20 protein-coding genes and 1 pseudogene are annotated in these 19559 nt (G+C 50.9%); 15 read left to right on the top strand and 6 right to left on the bottom strand.

The features are described from left to right. From ACSZLD_RS16280 to ACSZLD_RS16260, 5 genes are all read left to right on the top strand, one after another. A partial coding sequence (locus tag ACSZLD_RS16280) for a hypothetical protein (protein ID WP_444685805.1) occupies positions 1–183 on the top strand: 183 nt, incomplete at its 5' end. Positions 184–845: 662 nt separating this feature from the next. Continuing rightward, positions 846–1997, top strand: a complete 1152-nt coding sequence (locus tag ACSZLD_RS16275; protein ID WP_444685804.1) for a YbfB/YjiJ family MFS transporter — start codon at positions 846–848, stop codon at positions 1995–1997. Positions 1998–2017: 20 nt separating this feature from the next. After that, positions 2018–2533 carry a GNAT family N-acetyltransferase gene (locus ACSZLD_RS16270; protein ID WP_444685803.1) on the top strand — a complete coding sequence of 172 codons (516 nt, stop codon included), beginning with the start codon at positions 2018–2020 and terminating at the stop codon, positions 2531–2533. Then, entirely contained in the window at positions 2533–2739 is a 207-nt protein-coding gene (locus tag ACSZLD_RS16265) for a superinfection immunity protein (protein ID WP_377910457.1), read from the top strand. The genes ACSZLD_RS16270 and ACSZLD_RS16265 overlap by 1 nt, the downstream gene beginning before the upstream one ends. Further along, complete coding sequence (locus ACSZLD_RS16260; protein ID WP_444685802.1) at positions 2736–3086, top strand: YhfM domain-containing protein; 351 nt, start codon at positions 2736–2738, stop codon at positions 3084–3086. The genes ACSZLD_RS16265 and ACSZLD_RS16260 overlap by 4 nt, the downstream gene beginning before the upstream one ends. 33 nt (positions 3087–3119) lie before the next feature. Here the strand turns inward: ACSZLD_RS16260 and ACSZLD_RS16255 are convergent, their stop codons facing one another. Beyond that, positions 3120–4016, bottom strand: coding sequence for a LysR substrate-binding domain-containing protein (locus tag ACSZLD_RS16255; RefSeq protein ID WP_444685801.1), 897 nt, complete (start codon positions 4014–4016; stop codon positions 3120–3122). Positions 4017–4190: 174 nt separating this feature from the next. On the opposite strand from ACSZLD_RS16255, the pseudogene ACSZLD_RS16250 reads away from it, so the two are divergent. The 6 genes and pseudogenes from ACSZLD_RS16250 to ACSZLD_RS16225 all read left to right on the top strand — a co-directional run. Then, a pseudogene (locus ACSZLD_RS16250) lies at positions 4191–4355 on the top strand (ATP-binding cassette domain-containing protein); the annotation flags it as partial. A gap of 187 nt (positions 4356–4542) precedes the next feature. Further along, the gene (locus ACSZLD_RS16245; protein WP_444685800.1) at positions 4543–5580 is read left to right on the top strand and encodes an MBL fold metallo-hydrolase; all 1038 of its coding nucleotides are present in this window, start codon (positions 4543–4545) and stop codon (positions 5578–5580) included. 273 nt (positions 5581–5853) lie between these two features. Then, positions 5854–6624 (top strand): TerC family protein, encoded by a 771-nt coding sequence (locus tag ACSZLD_RS16240; protein ID WP_377910449.1) that lies wholly within the window; start codon positions 5854–5856, stop codon positions 6622–6624. Then, on the top strand, positions 6621–7157 hold the full coding sequence (locus ACSZLD_RS16235; protein WP_444685799.1) for a phosphatase PAP2 family protein: 537 nt from the start codon (positions 6621–6623) through the stop codon (positions 7155–7157). The genes ACSZLD_RS16240 and ACSZLD_RS16235 overlap by 4 nt, the downstream gene beginning before the upstream one ends. Before the next feature lie 192 nt (positions 7158–7349). After that, positions 7350–7817 carry a hypothetical protein gene (locus ACSZLD_RS16230; RefSeq protein WP_444685798.1) on the top strand — a complete coding sequence of 156 codons (468 nt, stop codon included), beginning with the start codon at positions 7350–7352 and terminating at the stop codon, positions 7815–7817. A 748-nt stretch (positions 7818–8565) separates the two neighbouring features. Further along, entirely contained in the window at positions 8566–9033 is a 468-nt protein-coding gene (locus ACSZLD_RS16225) for a hypothetical protein (protein WP_444685797.1), read from the top strand. Between the two features lie 449 nt (positions 9034–9482). Here ACSZLD_RS16225 and hmpA read toward each other — a convergent pair whose 3' ends face one another. Further along, positions 9483–10673, bottom strand: coding sequence for an NO-inducible flavohemoprotein (hmpA, locus tag ACSZLD_RS16220; protein ID WP_444685796.1), 1191 nt, complete (start codon positions 10671–10673; stop codon positions 9483–9485). Between the two features lie 270 nt (positions 10674–10943). Beyond that, the gene (locus ACSZLD_RS16215; protein WP_444685795.1) at positions 10944–11930 is read right to left on the bottom strand and encodes an aldo/keto reductase; all 987 of its coding nucleotides are present in this window, start codon (positions 11928–11930) and stop codon (positions 10944–10946) included. Between the two features lie 288 nt (positions 11931–12218). On the opposite strand from ACSZLD_RS16215, the gene ACSZLD_RS16210 reads away from it, so the two are divergent. From ACSZLD_RS16210 to ACSZLD_RS16195, 4 genes are all read left to right on the top strand, one after another. After that, positions 12219–13196, top strand: coding sequence for a Bug family tripartite tricarboxylate transporter substrate binding protein (locus tag ACSZLD_RS16210; RefSeq protein WP_444685794.1), 978 nt, complete (start codon positions 12219–12221; stop codon positions 13194–13196). 80 nt (positions 13197–13276) lie between these two features. Beyond that, positions 13277–13753, top strand: coding sequence for a tripartite tricarboxylate transporter TctB family protein (locus ACSZLD_RS16205; RefSeq protein WP_444685793.1), 477 nt, complete (start codon positions 13277–13279; stop codon positions 13751–13753). A 15-nt stretch (positions 13754–13768) separates the two neighbouring features. Beyond that, on the top strand, positions 13769–15289 hold the full coding sequence (locus ACSZLD_RS16200) for a tripartite tricarboxylate transporter permease (protein WP_444685792.1): 1521 nt from the start codon (positions 13769–13771) through the stop codon (positions 15287–15289). A gap of 15 nt (positions 15290–15304) precedes the next feature. Continuing rightward, positions 15305–16093 (top strand): SDR family oxidoreductase, encoded by a 789-nt coding sequence (locus ACSZLD_RS16195; protein ID WP_444685791.1) that lies wholly within the window; start codon positions 15305–15307, stop codon positions 16091–16093. Between the two features lie 43 nt (positions 16094–16136). Here ACSZLD_RS16195 and ACSZLD_RS16190 read toward each other — a convergent pair whose 3' ends face one another. From ACSZLD_RS16190 to ACSZLD_RS16180, 3 genes are all read right to left on the bottom strand, one after another. Then, complete coding sequence (locus ACSZLD_RS16190; protein WP_377908575.1) at positions 16137–16709, bottom strand: DJ-1/PfpI family protein; 573 nt, start codon at positions 16707–16709, stop codon at positions 16137–16139. Between the two features lie 69 nt (positions 16710–16778). Then, on the bottom strand, positions 16779–18149 hold the full coding sequence (locus ACSZLD_RS16185; protein WP_444685790.1) for a cobyrinic acid a,c-diamide synthase CobB: 1371 nt from the start codon (positions 18147–18149) through the stop codon (positions 16779–16781). 451 nt (positions 18150–18600) lie between these two features. Then, entirely contained in the window at positions 18601–19425 is an 825-nt protein-coding gene (locus ACSZLD_RS16180) for an MIP/aquaporin family protein (protein WP_444685789.1), read from the bottom strand. Positions 19426–19559: the final 134 nt, after the last annotated feature.

Below are 19559 nucleotides of genomic sequence, written 5' to 3'. Positions count from 1 at the left end.
GCCGCTCGGATTTCTGCTATTTTTTTGTCTTTTTCTCATTTCATTCCAAAAAAAAGCGGTACCGGACATATCCGGCACCGCTTTTTGTTTCAAGAAGAGCTTTTTAGACAGCCCCATTTATTATGCATAGGCTTCAACAAATCCGCTCTTTATGTCGCTATTAGTACCTATGCGATAACATGAGGGCCTGCGGTCCGATAAATGTGGCTTTTAACATAACGTTTGGTTACCTGAATGTATCATTGTTCGCTACAATGTTTGACGTTTTATGATAGATTAACGCACTGATATGAAGATAATGGTAATAAAAACAAATAAATGGAATATAGCCACTCTAACGTTTTATTCCATTTCTTAACTAGCAGGCAATTGTAACTCTTTTTAGTGTTATATGAGTCAAAAGGCGTTGTTGAAATGAAATCCAGCCTGCTATACGGTTGGTACATATAGGAAGTTAATTTTATGAGCACCTGTAATGTCGGCAGCGTTGTGAGAGAAATTAGACCGTAGGCAGTTAAAACATATGGTCCTGTTCTCGAAATGAAAGTTTTTAGACGAATAAACAAGGTGAATCGGAATGGATTTAGCTAGTGTCTTTCTTTTTCGTCATCATCGGCGTGATTATTGTCAGTATCGGCATGCTGGCGTACACGACCGTGAAAAACAAATAAGAAGCAAGATGGCATCCTGTGAAGCATTTGCAGGGTGTTTTTTGCGTTCATCTGACGAGATTCGTCATGTCTTAACATGCGGACATCTATTTCGTGATGTCGTACTTGGCAGTCAGGAACTGGAATCTGCTATGATAAAGTAGACATGGATTTCCAATCGAAGGGATGGGGCGTATGACGCGGATTTACATAGCAGCGGCCGCCGCTGGCTTTTTGGCACTGGCTGCTCTCATGGGCATCGGACGCTTTGCGTATACGCCGATCCTTCCATTGATGGAGACGGACAGAGTTGGAGAGCTGGAGGCGGGCTGGCTCGCTTCTGCAAATTACATCGGCTACTTCCTCGGAGCGTTTGCCGGAGGGAGCTTGATGGCAGGGCGGCTGCGCTGGATCGCAGTAGTCGTGCTGACCGGGCTAACCGTACTGCTGATGGGGCTTACAGAGTCTTCCGTCATCTGGAGCCTGCTTCGGTTCGCCGCCGGCTTTTTAGGAGGAGTCGGATTCGTCTGGACAGCCGGACTGATCCTGCCCATCCTGCAGCGGGCAAAGGCTGCCCCTTATTGGATCGGACTGCTGTATGGTGGGGTAGGCTTCGGTATTTTTCTTTCCGGCTATGCCGTACCGCGCTTCGCGGGAGCTGAAGAAGCGTGGGAAGCGGCCTGGATCGGGATGGGGCTGCTCGTATGCATCGCCGCAGCTGTCATACTGCTGCTGTATCCGAAGCAAACGGAAGCGAAATCGCATACCGTTTCAGTACAGCCGGCCCCTGGCGGAGACCGGCGCAGGGAGCGGACGCTCTTCACCGCCTACTTTCTCGAAGGCTTTGGCTATATTATTTTTGCGACCTTTATTGTATCGATTTTGGCCGGCACCGGCGGGTTGGATACCGATCCGGCTGTTATCTGGATGTTCGTCGGGATCGGTGCTGTGCCGTCGTGTCTTTTCTGGGCGTGGGTCGGGGCGAGAGTGACGAAGCAGTCGGCGCTTATCTGGGCGTACGCGGCACAAACAATCGGTGTGCTGATTCCGGCGTTAACGGGAAACCTCAGTCTGCTGCTCGTAAGTGCGGTGCTGTTTGGAGGCACGTTTATGGGAATTACGATGATGACGATCAGCCTCGCTCACGAGGAATTTCCAGGCAAACGCCAAAAAGCGACCGGAAATTTAACAGCCCTTTATGGCATTGGCCAAGTGCTTGGGCCGCTCGCAGCCTCCGCGCTGCTGCTCTATGCGGCTGAAGCCTTGGTATTCGTTACGGCAAGCGGAATCCTGGCAGCTGCCGGCCTGCTGATGATCGCGTTTCGGAGGCAAAATAGGTCAACCTAATAGAAAAAAGGAGGATGACGATGATACACGTGAAGCGTGCAGAACTAGAACATGTAGAAGGCATTCAGCGTGTCTGCTGCGAGGGCTGCCGTAACGCCTACCGCGGTCTGCAGGAGGATGCCTATATTGAACGCAACCACCGTTACTGGTACAACGAAACCAGAATAAAGGATGAGCTTGAAGAGAGCGAGCGGTGGGATGGCTATTACGTTGCTGTTGAAAATGGAGAGGTCGTCGGTGCAATCGGGGGTGGGCTGACGGGTGAAGCCGAAAGCGAAGTTTACGTGCTCTATCTCGATCCGGCGCGCCGCGGTGAGGGGATCGGTACCATGCTGCTGGAGACACTGACACACGTTCAGCAGCTGAAAGGATCACGGAGACAGTGGGTGTCCGTTGCAAAAGGCAATCAGAAGGGCATCCCCTTTTACGAAAGCAGAGGCTTTCAATTTGTGGCTGAAAAGCCCTCTTTTTCGAATCAGGAAGGAGACGACTATCGTTCTTTCCGCTACGCACGCGAAATAGGGGAGGAGTCATAATGGAATGGATCAGCGTCACGCCGCTGCTTCTTTTGGCCGTTGTTTGTGTGCTGCTTGTTTATTTTCTCCCGGCAGCGCTTGCGTACCTGTTCGGACAGACGAGACGGCGGCTCATCCTGATATTGAACGTGCTGATTGGATGGAGCGCAGTAGGCTGGGCGCTGCTTCTGGCCTGGACGATCGTCGTAAGGCTGCGTGCATCATGAGGCTGCTGCTTGTTATAGCGCTGCTGCTGGCGGCTTGTTCGCCGGACATTCATGCAGATCAAATCGCTGTTTACAGCTTTACTTCCTTCCATGGCTGGGGCGGGGATCCGGTGATCGTCCTGGAAGACGAGGAAGCGGTGAACGCATTTACAGAGACGCTTTCTGAAGGCAGCCGCCTCTCCGGAGCGGTGGACGTCGTGGAGCCGGACTGGACGGTCGTGCTCGATGGAAAAGACGCCTGGCACCTGTGGCTCGATGACGAGAACGGAAGTGCCATGCACGCAGACGACACACATACGCTTTATGAAGTGGGAAGTACAGAAGACATTCAAGCCTATTTACCTTAGCGTCTTCTTGCGCAGTTGCGTGAGAGGGCTTTTTTATGTTTCCGTTTCACTGTAACCGATGCCGCTGTAAAGCTCCGTAAAGAAAGACTCCATGATCGGTGTAACGGGGCGGTCTTTGCGATAAATTAACGAGATCCAGCGCGAGGCTTGCTCATACGGAAGCGGCCGGATTGCGAGTTTGCCCGCAGCAAGATCTTCCTCCACTGCCCGGGAGGAAAGGATCGCACAGCCGCTTCCAAGCCGGACTAAGGAACGAATCGCCTCTACATTCGTCAGCTCCATCGCGACATTCAGGTTCAGCTTCTCTTCAGCTGCCCAGTCGTTGACGATATCACGCGTCGATCCGCTTTGATGAAGCAAGAGCGGGAACCGCTCAATATCTGCTTCGAGCTGGGTGGAATCCAACAGGGGATGTCCGGGAGGCGTAACGAGGACAACGTCATCTGGACAAAGGCGTTTAACCGTCAGCTTCGACGTCGTCAGATTCTGCTCGGACACGATGCCGATATCGAGCCGCTTCATGATGATATCATCTGCTGTCTGGGGAGCAGGCTGGATAGAAATACGCAGCTGCACATCCGGTGTCTTCTGCTGAAACTGGTATAAAATCGGCGGCAGCAAGTAGTTGGCCGGAATGTAGCTTGCGCCGAGAAATAACTCCCCTTTCTTATCCCGGTAATCGCGCATCACCCGCTCGGTTTCCCGGAACAGCGCCATCAGCTCCCGGCTGTAGTGCCGTAGCGCTGCACCGGCTGGAGTGAGCGTGACCTGTTCCCCTTTTCGTTCAAACAGCGGTGTTCCGATCGACTGCTCCAGCTGCTTCAGGTGAAAGGTCACTGTCGGCTGCTTGACTCCCAGCTCTTCTGCGGTTCGTGAAACGTTTTGCAGCTGTGAGAACGTATAAAATACCTCGATCTGCTTCCATTTCATTCAGCATCTTCCTTTTTTGAATAATACAAGCTGATTTTGCGGTGCAAGTATAGAAAAAATCTATATGTAAATAGAGAATACCACAGCAGTATTGAAGGAATGTTAATTCTGTCTTTAAATTTCCTTAACATTTCATCCGTAACATACGGAGTGTAGACGAAAGGAGCGGACAGTATGGATATTCAGTTCAGACAGCTTGAAAAATGGTTCGGAACGCTGCAGGCACTGAAGCCGTTATCAATGACCATTCAGTCAGGGGAATTTGTCAGCCTCGTCGGCCCGTCCGGATGCGGGAAAACGACGCTGCTGCGAATGATTGCCGGATTAGAAGATCCTGATTTGAACAGGGGACGGTCGCCCAGGGCATGGCTATGGCACTTGTCACGGTGGGATTAACGACAGTTGTTCTCATCGGTGTGGAAAAAATGAAAGAACGGTCACACCGCTACCGGACGTAAAGGAGAATGATGATCATGCACGTTACGTTTCTGGGAGGGGCCGGCGAGTACGGCCGCTCCTTTTTTTATTGCATACAGAAGAGCAGGATTACTTAATCGACTGCGGCATTGCAAAAAGCCAAAGCGGCGCCGTGTATCCGGAGTTCGATCGCATCGATCCGGAGCGGCTGAAGGCCGTCTTTTTAACCCACAGCCACGATGATCACACGGGTGCATTAGGAAAACTTGCCGAGACAGGATGGAGCGGACCGGTTTATGCATCGGCCCCGACGCTTGCGCAAACAGGTCCGCTGCCGGACGGTTTTTACGCCGTAGAGCTGAAATCAGCTGCAGCCGGATCCTGGCACGCGGTTGATAAGACGCCATACTGCTTTGGAAGAGCAGGACACACGGAAGGGGCCTGCTGGTTCTTATTTAACGTGAAAGGCGAAACCGTGTTTTTTTCCGGTGATTATTCGATGCGCTCCACGCTTTATCCATACGATCTCCCGACTGAAAAGCCGGTAGACTTGGCCATCCTGGACGGTGCCTACGGTCTTGAAACGCGTGATCCGGAGAAGATGGAGGAGGCGCTGCTGCAGAGCTTGAGGGAACGGATGCCGGCTGCAATTCACGGGCCGCTTTCGGGTAAGACACAGGAGCTGCTCGTTCTGTTAACAGAAGCAGGCATGAAGGTAGCATTGGATCCGCAAATCCGCGTCTACACGCTAAACAGCCTGAAAAAGCGCCGCGACTGGTACACGGAAAAAGGAGGCGCAAGACTGGAAGCTGCTCTGATGAAAGCGGCAGCACCTGATCAACAGGATCAGCATACCGCAGGGCTTTATCTCGAAAGGACGCTTGCCGGCGGAGATCTATCGGGCTCCACCCTTTTTACCACGGGTCCGAAGCTTTCTGTGTTTAAATCAGGTCCGTATGAAAAAGTCTCGTTCTTCGTACATCCGCTTTTACCCGAAACGAAAGCATTGCTGAAGCGAATTCAGCCTGTTCGAACGGTGTTTACGCATACCTCAGCGCCGGAAGTGTTTTTACCGCTCTCAGAGACGTGCGTTGTCATAGCGGGTGTGGGAGATACAGTAAGCGTGAGCAGAAGCAAAACCGGCTGATAATAGCAGCAGGAAATCGTGCGCCTCGAAGAAGATGATGACTACACAATTTTACCAATTGATACATGACATTTCCGCAGACACTGGAACTGGCAGAAAGTATACTTCTCCTAATAACATTAAAGGGGAGTAGCCACTTCAGCTGAGTCGTCAGGACGGGGATTTTATCCCCCGGTTCAGCTGGGCAGCGTCATTTGCCGGCAAGACCTTTACCGCTGAGGTAAAGGTCTTTTCTTTTTGCCTCAGACGCTGATACGAAAGAGGTTATGAGAGATGACGGCAATGCTGCTTGAGTACGGATGGACACTGTTGATCCTGATTGGTCTGGAGGGGCTGCTTGCAGCTGATAACGCGCTCGTGCTGGCAATGATGGTACGGCACCTGCCGGAAAAGCAGCGCAAGAAGGCATTGTTTTACGGCCTCGCAGGCGCTTTTTTATTCCGATTCAGCTCGTTGTTTATGATTTCCTTGTTAATCGACGTGTGGCAGGTCCAGGCGATCGGTGCCGCTTACCTGATCTTTTTGGCTCTGAACCACTTTTTCCGCCGCCATGTACAGGCGAAGATCCGCAAAAGCGGCGGTGGATTCTGGAGCACCGTGTTTAAGGTGGAACTGGCGGACATTGCATTTGCAGTAGACTCGATTTTAGCTGCAGTCGCTTTGGCAGTGGTGCTTCCGAAAACTGGCCTGCCATCGGTTGGAGGTATGGACGGAGGCCAGTTCGCAGTCGTACTGGCTGCCGGATTGATCGGCATTGTGCTCATGCGTTTTGCTGCTCACTGGTTTATCCGTCTGCTGGAGCAAAAGCCTCAGCTGGAGCACGTATCTTATTTGATCGTCGGCTGGGTCGGCTTTAAGCTCGTCGTTTACACGCTCGCTCATCCGGATATTGCTGTCATCGATCATCATTTCCCGCATTCCCTGCTCTGGAAGGGCTTGTTCTGGAGCGTGCTGCTCCTCACATTTACGACAGGGTTTTTCTGGAACAGGTTTCCCTGGTCTGCTGCAGCTAAAAAAGAAAAAGCTGCTAAGGTGGAGGTATGAGCGCTGTTTCTGCAGCAGGCTGGTTCGGAAGCGCAGAAGTTACGATCGCAACAGCGCTTCTGGCAGCCGGCGTTTTTCTCATATATAAAAAGCGCCGGCTTGCCTGGTATGTGATGGCGTATTTTTTCGGAGGCATGCTGTTTACGTTGATGCTTAAGTACCTCATTCAAAGAGAGCGTCCGGGAGCTGAACGGATGATTGAGCTGTTCTCATTTGAATTCGAATTGAAATCCTACAGCTTCCCGAGTGGGCATACGATGCGGCTTCTTTTACTGGCAGGCTTTTTAATCTGGCTTTTGCTGCACTATTGCTCAAGCAGGGTGATGCGGGCGGGAGCTGGTATCTTCATCTTTCTCGCAGCGGCGGCTGGCAGTTACTCGCGTGTTTCAGACGGCTGGCACTACCCATCAGACATTGCAGGATCTTTCTTCGCAGCTGTCACATTTGCCGGCTTGTTTTTAATGGTGACGCGGCGATATATTTTTGAGAATGTTTCAAAAACGAAAAACAGCGCATATGTTTCACCGAAATGAGTCAAACGAAAGAAAGTAACTATTCCATATAAAGGAATTTAATAGTGGGATCGTCAAGTCGTCATCTGGAAAATCTGTGAAATTTGGCTGTCAATGGAGCAAAAACTCAAATGGACATTTTTCCAAACGTTGCACATTTTCTGATTCTGTTTTATCTTCACGGTAACGTAGATAAAGGAGGAGATTTTCATCTTGCAGCAGTTAGGAAAAAACGTTGTCGTTTTGATGTCTTCGCTTTTGCTTATCTTCAGCCTTGTCACCCCGGCCTTTGCCGAAACGAACGGGGAACAGGCAGTGCCGGCGGCCTCAGAGCTGGATCAGGTCCAGCAGCAGCTTGAACCGTATTTGATTCCGGTAAACGGCTGGTATGAGCTGGACGAAGAGGCGGCATCTGCTTCGTTTACCGAAGAGGAAATCGCTGATATTTCTCAGGCGCTGCAGTATTACGGAGCCGTCCATCACGATCCCGGCGAAATTTCTACGCAGGCTCTGCCCGTTGCTGTTGTTGTCTTCCTCGGCGGTCTGGCGGCCTTCGTTGGCTGGGAACTTGCTTCTGAAATAACGAGTGACTTTTACACGTGGGGCGTGACAGAAGGCTGCAACCGCTGGAGCCACGTTGGCGTTGTAAACAGCTTCTGTACAGCAAACGATTATCTCTAAACGGTTCATAAAAGGACGGTGTTAAGTATGAGCGGAGCAATTGTGTTTTTTGGCTCATTGGCAGCGCTCCTGTTTGCCGGAGTCGGGCTGATCCTGTGGGGCGGAAAAACGTTGATTAAGGCCGCAAAACAGCTGCGTTAAAGCGGCTTCTATTATCAAGAACGAACCACAAGCCGGGAGCATCACTGCTCCCGGCTTCAGGCTGTTGAAAGAGTGAATCTGTTTATAAGCTTATCCGTTTGGTTTTATCCCCGGCTGTTTACCGAGCCGCGGTAGGCTTTCCTTCACTCGCTTAATCAATTTTCCTTTATGAAGGTGAACGGTTTACCGCTCCCAGCCCTGGCAAATGGTTTGACAGGAGGTTTTCATTCAAAACCAACTTTGCGAGCGTTAAAAGCTGCACAACGCGGGCAAATTGTAACAGAGAGCTCCTTGAAAGTAATTCAGCAACGGTCAAAAGTGATTTACGCAACATAACAGATCGTTATAACGAATAAAACGACATAAGTCTTCGCAAAAATAACTTAACACGAAGCAAATGGAACAGTCGGCCCAAACTGTGGATGAGAGGCTCTAATAATGGTATTAGAACGGAGTTAAAAGATTCCACATCGGGTACAAGGTCACTATACACATCACATAGTACTAACCAAGCAACATTATCTATACTTATAAGTAAGGAAAAATCAGGTATGAATAAAAATTAAATTACAGTTAGAAGCCATTTGATCGGAGGGTTTATGTTTTTATGATCGCTTATTGGAATCCTATCCTAAATCACACATTAAGCATCACTAACACCTATCCCGGTGAATACGATGCAATACAGCTATACTCCGTAGTACAAGAACATGAACTTCATATCGTTTTGGAAGATAATGAATATTTTTACTTGATTGATTATGAAAGGCCTGAATTTCCTACTCCGGAAGGACTTGAGGGTGATGTCTATGCTCTTGTTCAAACTCCTGAACACATGCGATTTGATATAAAAAGCGCTGCTGAGCAAAAGCTTATAGAAAACGGAATAAAGGAGCACGGTTGGCCTTTCTTTAAAATGGTGAATTCTTCCCTAATGGCATGGGCCAGGGAGGCAGTGGGGATCCATCTGCCTAAAGAAAAAAAGGCGTATCATCATGTGTATCTTACCGTAGATGATGTAGTTGAAGTGATTGCAGATAGAGATCCGAAAGTGACCATTCAAACCAAAAAATAGTCATATATATAAATTACTTCAGTCTTGAATGTATAGTATTGAGAGAATTTCTAAAGCCTCATCTCTATTCCCGTTTAGGGAGCTGATCGTTGAGAATTTGTATGAGCTCTTACTAGAAAACTCTGTATGGGCGTTACAAATATGGCGAAGGGTGTGGAGTACCGACATCACGATTGGGAATAAAACGTTGCCTATATAGATTCCATTCACTATCCAGCAGACTTCCACGATAGTCAACCCTCTTCTGTCAACTGCTGAAATCAGAGCGGATCGACTCCGCGGGAATGAGAATCAGAGAAAGGCACGGCGGATGGCAGGAGGAAAGCCGACCCCGCTACCGCCGAAAAGCGAGTGTTCGGAGATGCAACGTTATTCACCTGAACCGACTTTATCAGCACTCTGATGAGCCGGGAGCATCACTGCTTCCGGCTTGTTTTACGTCTGTATTTCTAATACTCCTCGAGCATGGCTGGCTCCAGAGCGGTTCCCGGTCCGAAAAACTCGTAGTGGATACGATCGTCAGAAACACCGATCTGGCTGAGCAGCCCGGCGGCTGTCTGCATGAACGCTTCAGGTCCACACAGATAGACGTCTGCAGGTTGCTCGGGCATAAAGCGGCGGAGCATAGCAGCTGTCAGTCGTCCCTGTGCATCCCCGTCCTCGCTGTGTGCAGGATGTTCAATGACGAGGAAGCGTTTGTGAGGAGCGGTGGCCCAGTCTTTTGTTTCTGCTGTTAATCCAGCTGTGCGGCGGTCCCGGACGGCATGAATTAGCGTCATCGGACGTTCCGGCTCGGCTTCCTTTTGCTGCTTCATCATGCTGATCAGCGGTGTGATACCGACCCCGCCAGCTATGAAAACGGCAGGGGTGTGAGACGATTTAACCGTGAAATCTCCGGCTGGCGCGCTGGCCGGGAGTGTGGAGCCGACATGGACGCTGTCATGCAGCCAGTTGGAAACGATGCCATCCGGTCCGCTTTCCCGCTTCACGCTGATCCGGTAATAACCGGTATCAGGCTGATCGGAAAGAGAATACTGACGAATATGCGTATACTGCTCTCCCGAAATTTGCGCCATGATGCTGATGTATTGTCCAGGCTCAAACGGTGGAAGTGGCTTGCCATTAGCGCGTTTAACGTAAAACGATGTGATTTCGCTGCTCTCCTGTCGTTTTGTCACGACTTCAAGCTCCTCAAAGCCATCCCATCCGGCAGCTTCGTACATTTTCTTTTCCGTTTCAATGAAAATGTCTGCTATCACACCGTAGGCTGCACCCCAGGCCTCGATCACCGGATGATCCTTTTCCAAGTTCAGCTTCTCCTGCATCGCCCGCAGCAAATACTCTCCGACCAATGGATAATGCTCGGCGCGGACGCCGATGCTGCGATGCTTATGGGCGACACGTTCCACAAACGGGCCGATCGCTTCCAGGCGGTCGATGTGGACAGCAGCCTGATAAAGAGAATGAGCAAGCGCCCGCGGCTGCATGCCCGTTTTCTGGTGGACATGATTAAACACGTGGAGCAGCTCCGGATGATCCTCGAACAACGTGTTATAAAAATGCGTCGTTACCGTGGTGCCATGCTCTTCCAAAACGGGAATCGTCGCCTTAATCGTCTCTTTCTGTGCCTCAGTTAACATCTTTATCCACCTCCACATAATCTACTTCTATTGAACCATATTCAGCGCTTAAAGATGTATTTAAAATACATCTATTTTGTGAACAATGGCAGAAAAAGGAGCCCTGACATGTAATCACAAGCTGAGGGTGCCATGCGTATGAAGTGATCGGCTGCGGACATGTGATCTCTGGGGAGTGGGAAAACAGACGGGCTTGTGGCAGGAGTTTTCACAAAAAAGCACTGAAAATGGGTACAGACCCATTTTCAGTGCGGAAGCTAATCTATTCGTTTAAGACGGAAGTGGAGCATCAGGTGAAACAAGACCTTCGTCGATCATGTCGATCCAGAACGCAGATGGAATATGCTCGGATAAGGCGTCGAGATCAGCCTGAATCCGGTCGGGACGAGTCGAACCTGGAATAACAGCCGATACGTTCGGATTTGCCGTTGAAAATTGCAGCGCTGCGGCCTTTAAGCTGACGCCGTGCCGCTCAGCAATTTTCTCTACCTGTTTAATATGCTTGCGCTGGTCATCTGTGATGGGTGCATAATCAAAATGGTCGCCGCCAAGCAGCGCGCCGGAATTATAAGGACCGCCGACAACAATACGGGAATCCTGCTGACTGACACGGGGCATCAGGTGGGTCAGAGCACGCTCATGCTGCAGCAGCGTATACTGAAGTGCCTGCAGGCTGATATCCGGCTTCGTTTCCTCCAGCTCCAGTGCGAGCTCGATCGGTATCGTCGTGTTCACACCGAGCCCCCAGGCGGAAATAATCCCTTCATCCCGCATCTTAGCGAGAGCTTTAAACGCGCCGTTTCGGGCTTCATCAAATTTAGTAATCCACTCATCCCCAAGGAAGTCAGGCGATAAGTCATGGACATACACGATGTCGAGACGGTCTGTCTGCAGTCGTTCGAGGCTTTGTTCGATCGAACGCTTCACCGCATCCTCTGTATATTCATTCAACAGCTTATTTTGATAACCGTCCTCAAACAGTCCCTCCTTGTCCTCTTTTTCATCAAGGACAACGCGTCCGACTTTTGTGCTTAAAATGAAGTCATCGCGATTTTTCTCTGAGAGAACACGGCCTAATCGTTCTTCAGCAAGGCCGGCTCCATAAAACGGAGCAGTATCAAAATAGCGGATGCCTGCATCCCATACCGCACGCACCGTATCCTCTGCTTCCTGTTCAGGTACGTCCCGGAACAGGTTTCCGAGCGGTGCTGTCCCATATCCTATTTTCTTCTTTAGTTTCTCATCCAAGATCGTCATTTTTACTCCTCCTCGTTTCGAGCTTCCTTCGACGTTTACCTTTTTATTGAAAAATCTAAACGTCTGCATGATCATACACGTGAAGTTGGATAAAATGGGATTAATTGCTATTTCATTCGGCGAGAAAGCAAACAAAATGTTCGGAACTACAAAAAAAATCTGAGAAAATGTCGCATTTTATTCTTATCTCCTATATAACTGTTTTCATTAATCAATTATTTTGATTTATTTGATAATTGAGTAAACATGCAGGTGGGTACAAAGCCCATTTCGAAAGGGGACGAGAACATGAGAAAGCGTGCAAGCACCTATTCAACAGCAGCCGGATCCATCCTCGCTGTTACAGCACTCGCAGCTTGCGGAGGCGGGGAAGAAGCGGTGGAGGATTATCCGAGCAGAGAAATCGAAATGATTATTCCGTGGGATCCGGGCGGAGGAAGTGACATTGAGGGCCGTCTTGTCACAGAGCATGCGGAAAATCATATTGATACGAATTTCGTTAACGTCAACATACCGGGCGTTGGCGGAACGGTCGGCTTGGAAGAACTTGCAGACGAGCAGCCGGACGGCTATACGCTTGGGCAGGTACATGAAGGACTGATCGTCGCTCATCATTCAGATATCACGCAGATTAACTATGATACATTCGAACCGATTGCAGCGATGTCTTCAGCTGATCAGATTCTCGCCGTGTCGACTGATCTCGGTGTGGACACACTCGATGAATTCGTCGAGCTGGGGCAGCAGGAGGAAATTAACTTCGGGGGCACAGTGTCCGGAATTCCACGTATCTGGGTCGAACAGATGGCACAGGAGCTTGAAATTGACTACAACATGATTGGGTACGAAGGTCTGGCAGAGGCCATTCAGGCACTTGCCGGCGGGCATATTGATGCCGCGATCGTCGACTATCCATCTGCCTCTGATTTTGTTGAAGCAGGTGACATGGAGTTCATCGCAATTGGAACCGAGGAGCGGCTCGATCACCTGCCGGATACACCGACGTTCGTGGAAGAAGGCTATGAGCTGACGATGGGCTTAAACCGTGGCTATGTAGCGCCTGAAGGAACGCCCGACGAGATCATTGAGCGTCTCGGAGAATGGTTTGAGGCGACAGCTGAAGATCAGGATTACATCGATGCGGTGGAAAATGTCGGAGCGCAGGTAGATTTTATGGGACCAGAGGCTTACCGGGAGCACCTTGATGAGCAAAATGACATCATCAGCGGCATCATTGAGGAGCTGGGAGATGAGCTTGAGGAATAACTGACAGTGTGCCGTCCGGGAGTGATGCTCTCCGGACGGTTCTGCCGTATAGGACGTCTGATACGAAAGGAGAATAAATAATGGGAGAAATAATTGTGTTGCTGCTGCTGATTATCTTCAGCGGGCTGATATTTATGCAGGGAGATGAGTTTGCGCATTTAAATGAGAGTCAGCTCGGACCGGGCACGTTCCCGCAGCTGATTGCTGTTCTGCTGGCCGTCCTGTCTTTCGTGCTGTTAATTCGAAAGATCATCGATATGAAGCGTGCTGCCGGCACAGGTGCGTCAGCGGGTGAGCAGTTCCGTGCCTTTCTTCACGAGTACAAGCTCGTCATCATTATGTTTGCGATGCTGACTGCTTACATCATTCTGATCGATGTAATCGGCTTTGTGGTGATGACGCTGTTATTTGTGATTGCCGCAGGTCTTCTGATTGGACCAAAGAAGCGGAAAAACATTGTGATCCTCGTCTGCGTGTCTGTCGTTCTTACGTTCAGTACGTACTTGTTTTTCCAGAACGTGTTATATGTGCGTTTCCCAAGTGGCATCTTACTATAGAAAGGAGGTACCTCCATGTTTGATCTGTTAATTCTCGGCATGAATGAAATTTTTCAACTACATATTTTGCTTATCATTTTCGTCGGGGTTGTCGTCGGAATTTTAGCCGGACTGATTCCAGGCTTCACCGTCGCGATGGCAATTGTGCTGACCCTCCCGCTGACGTTTGGCATGGATCCGGTCACCGGTGTGGCGGCGATGATCGGCGTGTTTGTCGGCGGTATGTCAGGTGGACTCATCAGTGCGACACTTCTCGGTATTCCAGGAACGCCCTCGTCGATTGCAACGACCTTCGATGCCTATCCGATGGCGAAAAAGGGAGAAGCGAGCAAGGCACTTTCGATCGGCATCTGGGCTTCGTTTTTAAGTTCGATTATCAGCCTGCTTCTGCTCGTTACCATTGCGCCGCAAATTGCGAGATTCGCGCTCATGTTCGGTCCGTGGGAGATGTTTGCGCTTATCGTTCTGTCGTTGACGATCATCGCGAGTGTGACGGGAGAGTCAATCGTGAAAGGCCTGATTGCCGGACTGTTCGGGCTGCTGATCGCGACAGTCGGAGCGGATCCGATTGCCGGCGTATCACGATTTACGTTTGATCTTGGCATTCTCCGCGCGGGCATTCCGTTTCTCGTCGTGCTGATCGGCATGTTTGCGATCTCCAGGCTGCTCGTCTTTTTAGAACGCACGGAGATGGCTAAAGATAAGGAAGAGAAGCAAAAAGATGAATTGAAGGATATGAAAGTAGTACTGAAGCCGCTTCAGACACTGCGCATGGTGCTGCGAAAGCCGGGCACGCTGACCGGTTCGTCCATTATTGGCTCGATCGTCGGGGCAATTCCTGGCGCAGGCGGCAGTATCGCAAACATTATTGCGTATGACCAGGCAAAAAAGTGGTCGAAGGATCCAAAAAAGTTTGGAACCGGCTGTGAAGAAGGAGTCGTCGCATCAGAAGCGGGTAATAACTCTACTGTCGGCGGTGATCTGATTCCGACCGTGGCACTCGGTATCCCGGGTTCAGCTGTAACAGCAGTCCTGTTATCGGCGCTCATGATTCACGGGATTACCCCTGGACCGCTGCTTGTGACATCTGAGCCGAACATCGTCGGCGGTATCTTCTTCGCCTTTTTTGTTGCATCCTTTTGGATGCTGATCGCACAGTTCGCAGGAATGAAATTGTTCGTGAAGGTGACCAACGTTCCTGTGCATCTGCTTGTGCCGATCATTTTCGTCCTCTGTGTCGTCGGGACGTTTGTGTTAAACAACCGCGTGTCAGATCTGTACATTCTTTTGCTGATGGGCCTGATCGGGTATTTGTTTACGAAGTATAAATTCGCTCTGGCTCCGGCCATCATCGGCGTGATTCTCGGTCCGCTTGTGGAAGTAAACCTGCGCCGGGCGTTTATGACAAATCCGGACTGGACGCTCTTTTTCACAAGACCGATCTCGATTACATTTTTAATACTAGCTGTACTCTCGATCGCCTTCACGGTATGGCAGACGAAACGATCCGGAAAACGGATGGCGGGCGCAGCTTAAAAGGAGGCAGAATACATGGATATGAAGGTGAAAGACCGCTCAGTCGTTGTACTGGCAGCTAGTAAAGGACTTGGAAAGGCTACGGCTGAAGCGTATGCACAGGAGGGGGCTTCAGTAGTCATTGCCAGCAGAAGCAGGGAAGAGCTGGAGCAAACGGCAGCGGAAATTCGCCAGAAAACCGGTAGCCGCGTGGAGGCCGTTCCATGTGACGTTAATGATCTGGAGTCCATACGCGCGCTGATGGCGAAAAGCGCAGAACTGCACGACGGGATTGATGTACTCATAACAAACGCCGGCGGTCCGCCGCCCGGGACGTTTGACAGCATCACAGATGAGCAGTGGCAGCAGTCGTTTCAGCAGGTGCTGCTGAGCGTCACCCGGCTCGTGCGTGAAGCACTTCCGTGGATGCGAAAAGCAGAGGCGGGGCGGATTGTGATGATCGCGTCTTCGTCCGTGAAGCAGCCGATTGATGGTCTAATTCTCTCCAACACCTTTCGGGCGGGGCTTTCCGGTCTTGCGAAAAGCCTGTCACAGGAGCTGTCGGCAGAAAATATCCTCGTCAATATTGTCGGGCCGGGTCGGATCGGCACCGACCGGCTGAAGCAGATGGATACTGCCAGAGCAGAGCGAACCGGGACATCTGTCGAAGAGCTGCAAAAGCAGGCGCAGGCAGAAATACCGGCTGGACGCTACGGAACCCCTGACGAATTTGCTCAGGCAGTTGTCTTTCTCGGCTCCGGATCGAATACGTACATCACCGGTCAGACGCTGCTTGTCGACGGCGGACTCGTTAAAGCCTTCTAAAAAGAAAAATGTCCTTCCTCGACGTGAGGAAGGGCATTTTTCGTTAAGCGCGGCCGGCTTCTTTTACTTGCAGGATGGAAAAGAACTCCCGCATGAAGTCAGGCAGATCAGGCCAGGCGTGCCCGGTTACGAGGTTGCCGTCAACGTGAGTGCCGGCCTTTACGTATTCAGCACCAGCTGCCTCTATTTCCGGCTGACAGGCCGTGTAGCCGGTCATCTTGCGGCCTTTAATCAAATGACCGACTGTCGTCAAGATCTGCTGTCCGTGGCATATGACGCCCATTGGTTTATCTTCTTCAAGGAAGTGAGCCGTGATTTCGCGCACTTTTTCATTCATCCGGATGTATTCCGGAGCCCGTCCGCCGGGCAGAATGAGAGAATCGAAGTCCGCAGGGTTAATATCATCGACTGATTGGTGCGATTCAATTTGATACGCCTTCATTTCCGTGAACGTTTCCATGTCCGGCAGGAAATCATGCGCGACCGTCTGCAGCTTTTTCTGCGTTGGAGAGGCAATCGTGACCTCCACCTGCTCTTCCAGACAGCGGTAGTACGGATAGTAAATTTCCAGACAGTCCACAGCATCACCAGTTACGATCAATACGCTTTTTGCCATTGCAATCGCTCCTTTTCTGGAATTGTCCTTCCTGCTTTACCCAGCTGCTGGAAACCCTAAACAGGTGCTTCAGTCGGATTTTTTCCTGGATTGATACTGCTGCAGCATCGAGACCCAGTTGGCTGCAAGTTCGGGATTGGAGCCAAAGTGCAAGTGAACAAAGCCAGCGGTAATCGTTTCGGAGGCAAAGCCGTCAGGACCGGAGCCGAAGCGTCCATCCAGGTGCCAGGCCGGGCTCTCGTGCCCTGGTTCATAGGTCGAATAGCGGAATTCATGTCCTTTTGCCGGACTCGTTAACAGTGCATTCGAGCTATCCGGAGTGGATTCCCGATAGCCGAGCGCGGCCAGACGCTTCGTAAACGTCACTTTTCCCGGAATCAAGCCGAGCATCGGATGTACCGATCCGTCCGGCTTTGTGATCGATTCGGTTAAATACATGAAGCCTCCGCACTCGGCGAGCACCGGCATTCCATTTTCCACTGCACGGCTGATCGAAGCGGCACTCGTTCCTTCTTCGGCAAGCTGCTCCGTAAACTCCTCTGGAAAGCCTCCCCCGATGTAGAGGCCGTCAGCATCAGCAGGCAGCGGCTCTCCTTTCAACGGTGAAAAGAAGGCAATCCTGGAGCCGGCTTGTTCCAGCAGCTCTAAATTTTCCGGATAGTAAAACGAGAAGGCTTCATCCTTTGCCACTGCCGTCACGACAGAGGCTTTTTCAGGTTCTCTAAACAAAGAAGGAGAAGGAACCAGCAGCGGCGGTGCTTCCGCCAGTTCCTTGATCTGCTCCAGGTCAAACGAGGCCGTTACGGCATCTGCCAGCTGTTCAAAAAAGCCGTCTAATTCACCTCGTTCAAGTGCGGGAATGAGCCCTAAATGGCGTTCCGGCAGAGTGACATCCGGATTTTGCTTCAGCCAGCCGACGACAGGAATCCCGCATTCCTGCTGTACCGCTGTTTCAATCAGCTCGGCGTGTCCTTCACTGCCAACGTTGTTCGCGATAACGCCTTTAATAGGTACATTTGGATCGAGCAGCTGAAACCCCTTCACAACAGCAGCAGCGCTGCGTGCCATTGCGGCGCAGTTTACGACGAGCAGGACGGGTGAATCGGTCAGCATGCTGATATCAGCTGTGCTGCCGGCGTTTGATTCAGGATCTTTGCCGTCATAAAAGCCCATCACTCCTTCGATGATGCCAATATCAGCTCCCTCCATGCCTCGCTGCATCACTTCCAGCAGCTGACTGCGCTCCAGCATCCAGCTGTCGAGATTTCGGGAAGGTCTGCCGGTTAAGGCAGTGTGGTAGGAGGGGTCTATGTAATCAGGCCCGCATTTAAAGCCCTGCACGTTCATCCCCTGGCGGCGCAGCGCCGCCATCAGCCCAAGCGTGACGGTCGTTTTTCCCGCTCCGCTGTTCGTTCCGGCTATCACAAGTCGTTTATTCATTTGATCAACACCTTCTGTAAGGAAATAGCTGCTGTTGTCATTGTATCAGCCCTGACTTGTGAAATCTTCCAATGCATCTGAACGGGCGTGAACTCTGCTCTGATAAAGCATATCCAACCTGCCAACCCGCGTTTTCAACCGTTCTCTAAACTCTGAACCTGAACACTTACGAAAGGATGCAATGGATTGTCAGGAAGGTTCTATCCGTATGGAAGCCGATCGTGCAGTCCTAACCAGGTACGTGAAACGCACTGCCAGCTGCCGACATCGAAGGGTCTCGGCTCAGAACGAGGCGAAGATCCAGTGCTTGCGACGGAAGAAGGGAAAGCCGAGCCCGTTCCCTCTGAAAAGCGACTGTCTGCAGATACAGGCAGATGCAACGTTATTTACCTAAAATGATTTTATCAACACGTTGGAAAGAAGCCGGCTCATGGCCGGCTTCTTGCGAGGATCAGTTTTTCACATCGGGATTGCTTGCAACTGGTTCATGGGGTTTGGACGTAAAGCGGAGACCTGCCAGCACAACAGCTGTGACGACCGAAAAGATAATGAACGCCGTCACGTTTTCACCGAGGAAGAAGGTCGTATATGCGAGAGCTCCAAAAACACCGCCAAATACCGGTCCGGCTATCGGAATGAGGGCGTAGCCCCAGTTCGAATCGCGCTTGCCGGTAATCGGGAGCACCGCATGAGCAATTCGCGGGCCAAGATCACGGGCCGGGTTAATCGCATAGCCTGTCGGTCCGCCGAGAGAAAGGCCGATCGCCGTAATCAGAAAGCCGACGATGAGCGGATTCAAGCCCTCAGTAAACTCATTGGCACCGATGCTGAGCAGTCCGAGCAGCAGCACCGCCGTTCCAATGAACTCACTGATAAAGTTGGAAAAGCGGTTCGGAATCGCAGGGTCGGTAGAAAAGACACCAAGTTTTACATCGGGATCATCGGTTTCCTTAAAGTGATCCTGGAAGTGGAAAAAGATGATCGCGGCACCGATAAAGGCACCTACGAGCTGGGCGGCAATGTAGCCGGGAACCATCGACCAGGCAAATTCGCCGACAGCGGCAAAGCCGAGCGTCACAGCCGGGTTAATGTGCGCATCTGAATATTGACCGACCGCATAGACGGCCATCGCTACCGCGAAGCCCCACCCTAAAGCAACGACGATCCAGCCACCGCCCTGAGCCTTTGATTTCATGAGGTTGACGTTAGCGACAACCCCGGCACCGAAAATGATCAGAATCATGGTGCCGATTACTTCTGCAATGTACACGGACATAGTATCTCCTCCTGGAAATAAGTTCGCAAGGCATAGAAAAAGCCGCACACAGAAACGGGATCCTGCTAGGATCGGTCTGTGCGCGGCGCTCATCTTCTCAGCCATACGTATTAATTTATCATTATGCTACCACG

Origin of the sequence: Alkalicoccus luteus, from assembly GCF_052061695.1 — a bacterium.
GTDB classification, from domain to species: domain Bacteria; phylum Bacillota; class Bacilli; order Bacillales; family Salisediminibacteriaceae; genus Alkalicoccus; species Alkalicoccus luteus.
The sequence above is the reverse complement of the archived record's forward strand: the minus strand, read 5'-3'. Positions and strand labels throughout refer to the sequence as shown.

What these genes read in the sequence shown, in the direction of transcription:
- ACSZLD_RS16275 (WP_444685804.1), top strand. Translation starts at nt 846, where the DNA reads ATGACGCGGATTTACATAGCAGCGGCCGCCGCTGGCTTTTTGGCACTG.
- ACSZLD_RS16270 (WP_444685803.1), top strand. Translation starts at nt 2,018, where the DNA reads ATGATACACGTGAAGCGTGCAGAACTAGAACATGTAGAAGGCATTCAG.
- ACSZLD_RS16265 (WP_377910457.1), top strand. Translation starts at nt 2,533, where the DNA reads ATGGAATGGATCAGCGTCACGCCGCTGCTTCTTTTGGCCGTTGTTTGT.
- ACSZLD_RS16260 (WP_444685802.1), top strand. Translation starts at nt 2,736, where the DNA reads ATGAGGCTGCTGCTTGTTATAGCGCTGCTGCTGGCGGCTTGTTCGCCG.
- ACSZLD_RS16255 (WP_444685801.1), bottom strand. Translation starts at nt 4,016, where the DNA reads ATGAAATGGAAGCAGATCGAGGTATTTTATACGTTCTCACAGCTGCAA.
- ACSZLD_RS16240 (WP_377910449.1), top strand. Translation starts at nt 5,854, where the DNA reads ATGACGGCAATGCTGCTTGAGTACGGATGGACACTGTTGATCCTGATT.
- ACSZLD_RS16235 (WP_444685799.1), top strand. Translation starts at nt 6,621, where the DNA reads ATGAGCGCTGTTTCTGCAGCAGGCTGGTTCGGAAGCGCAGAAGTTACG.
- ACSZLD_RS16225 (WP_444685797.1), top strand. Translation starts at nt 8,566, where the DNA reads ATGATCGCTTATTGGAATCCTATCCTAAATCACACATTAAGCATCACT.
- hmpA (WP_444685796.1), bottom strand. Translation starts at nt 10,673, where the DNA reads ATGTTAACTGAGGCACAGAAAGAGACGATTAAGGCGACGATTCCCGTT.
- ACSZLD_RS16215 (WP_444685795.1), bottom strand. Translation starts at nt 11,930, where the DNA reads ATGACGATCTTGGATGAGAAACTAAAGAAGAAAATAGGATATGGGACA.
- ACSZLD_RS16210 (WP_444685794.1), top strand. Translation starts at nt 12,219, where the DNA reads ATGAGAAAGCGTGCAAGCACCTATTCAACAGCAGCCGGATCCATCCTC.
- ACSZLD_RS16205 (WP_444685793.1), top strand. Translation starts at nt 13,277, where the DNA reads ATGGGAGAAATAATTGTGTTGCTGCTGCTGATTATCTTCAGCGGGCTG.
- ACSZLD_RS16200 (WP_444685792.1), top strand. Translation starts at nt 13,769, where the DNA reads ATGTTTGATCTGTTAATTCTCGGCATGAATGAAATTTTTCAACTACAT.
- ACSZLD_RS16195 (WP_444685791.1), top strand. Translation starts at nt 15,305, where the DNA reads ATGGATATGAAGGTGAAAGACCGCTCAGTCGTTGTACTGGCAGCTAGT.
- ACSZLD_RS16190 (WP_377908575.1), bottom strand. Translation starts at nt 16,709, where the DNA reads ATGGCAAAAAGCGTATTGATCGTAACTGGTGATGCTGTGGACTGTCTG.
- ACSZLD_RS16185 (WP_444685790.1), bottom strand. Translation starts at nt 18,149, where the DNA reads ATGAATAAACGACTTGTGATAGCCGGAACGAACAGCGGAGCGGGAAAA.
- ACSZLD_RS16180 (WP_444685789.1), bottom strand. Translation starts at nt 19,425, where the DNA reads ATGTCCGTGTACATTGCAGAAGTAATCGGCACCATGATTCTGATCATT.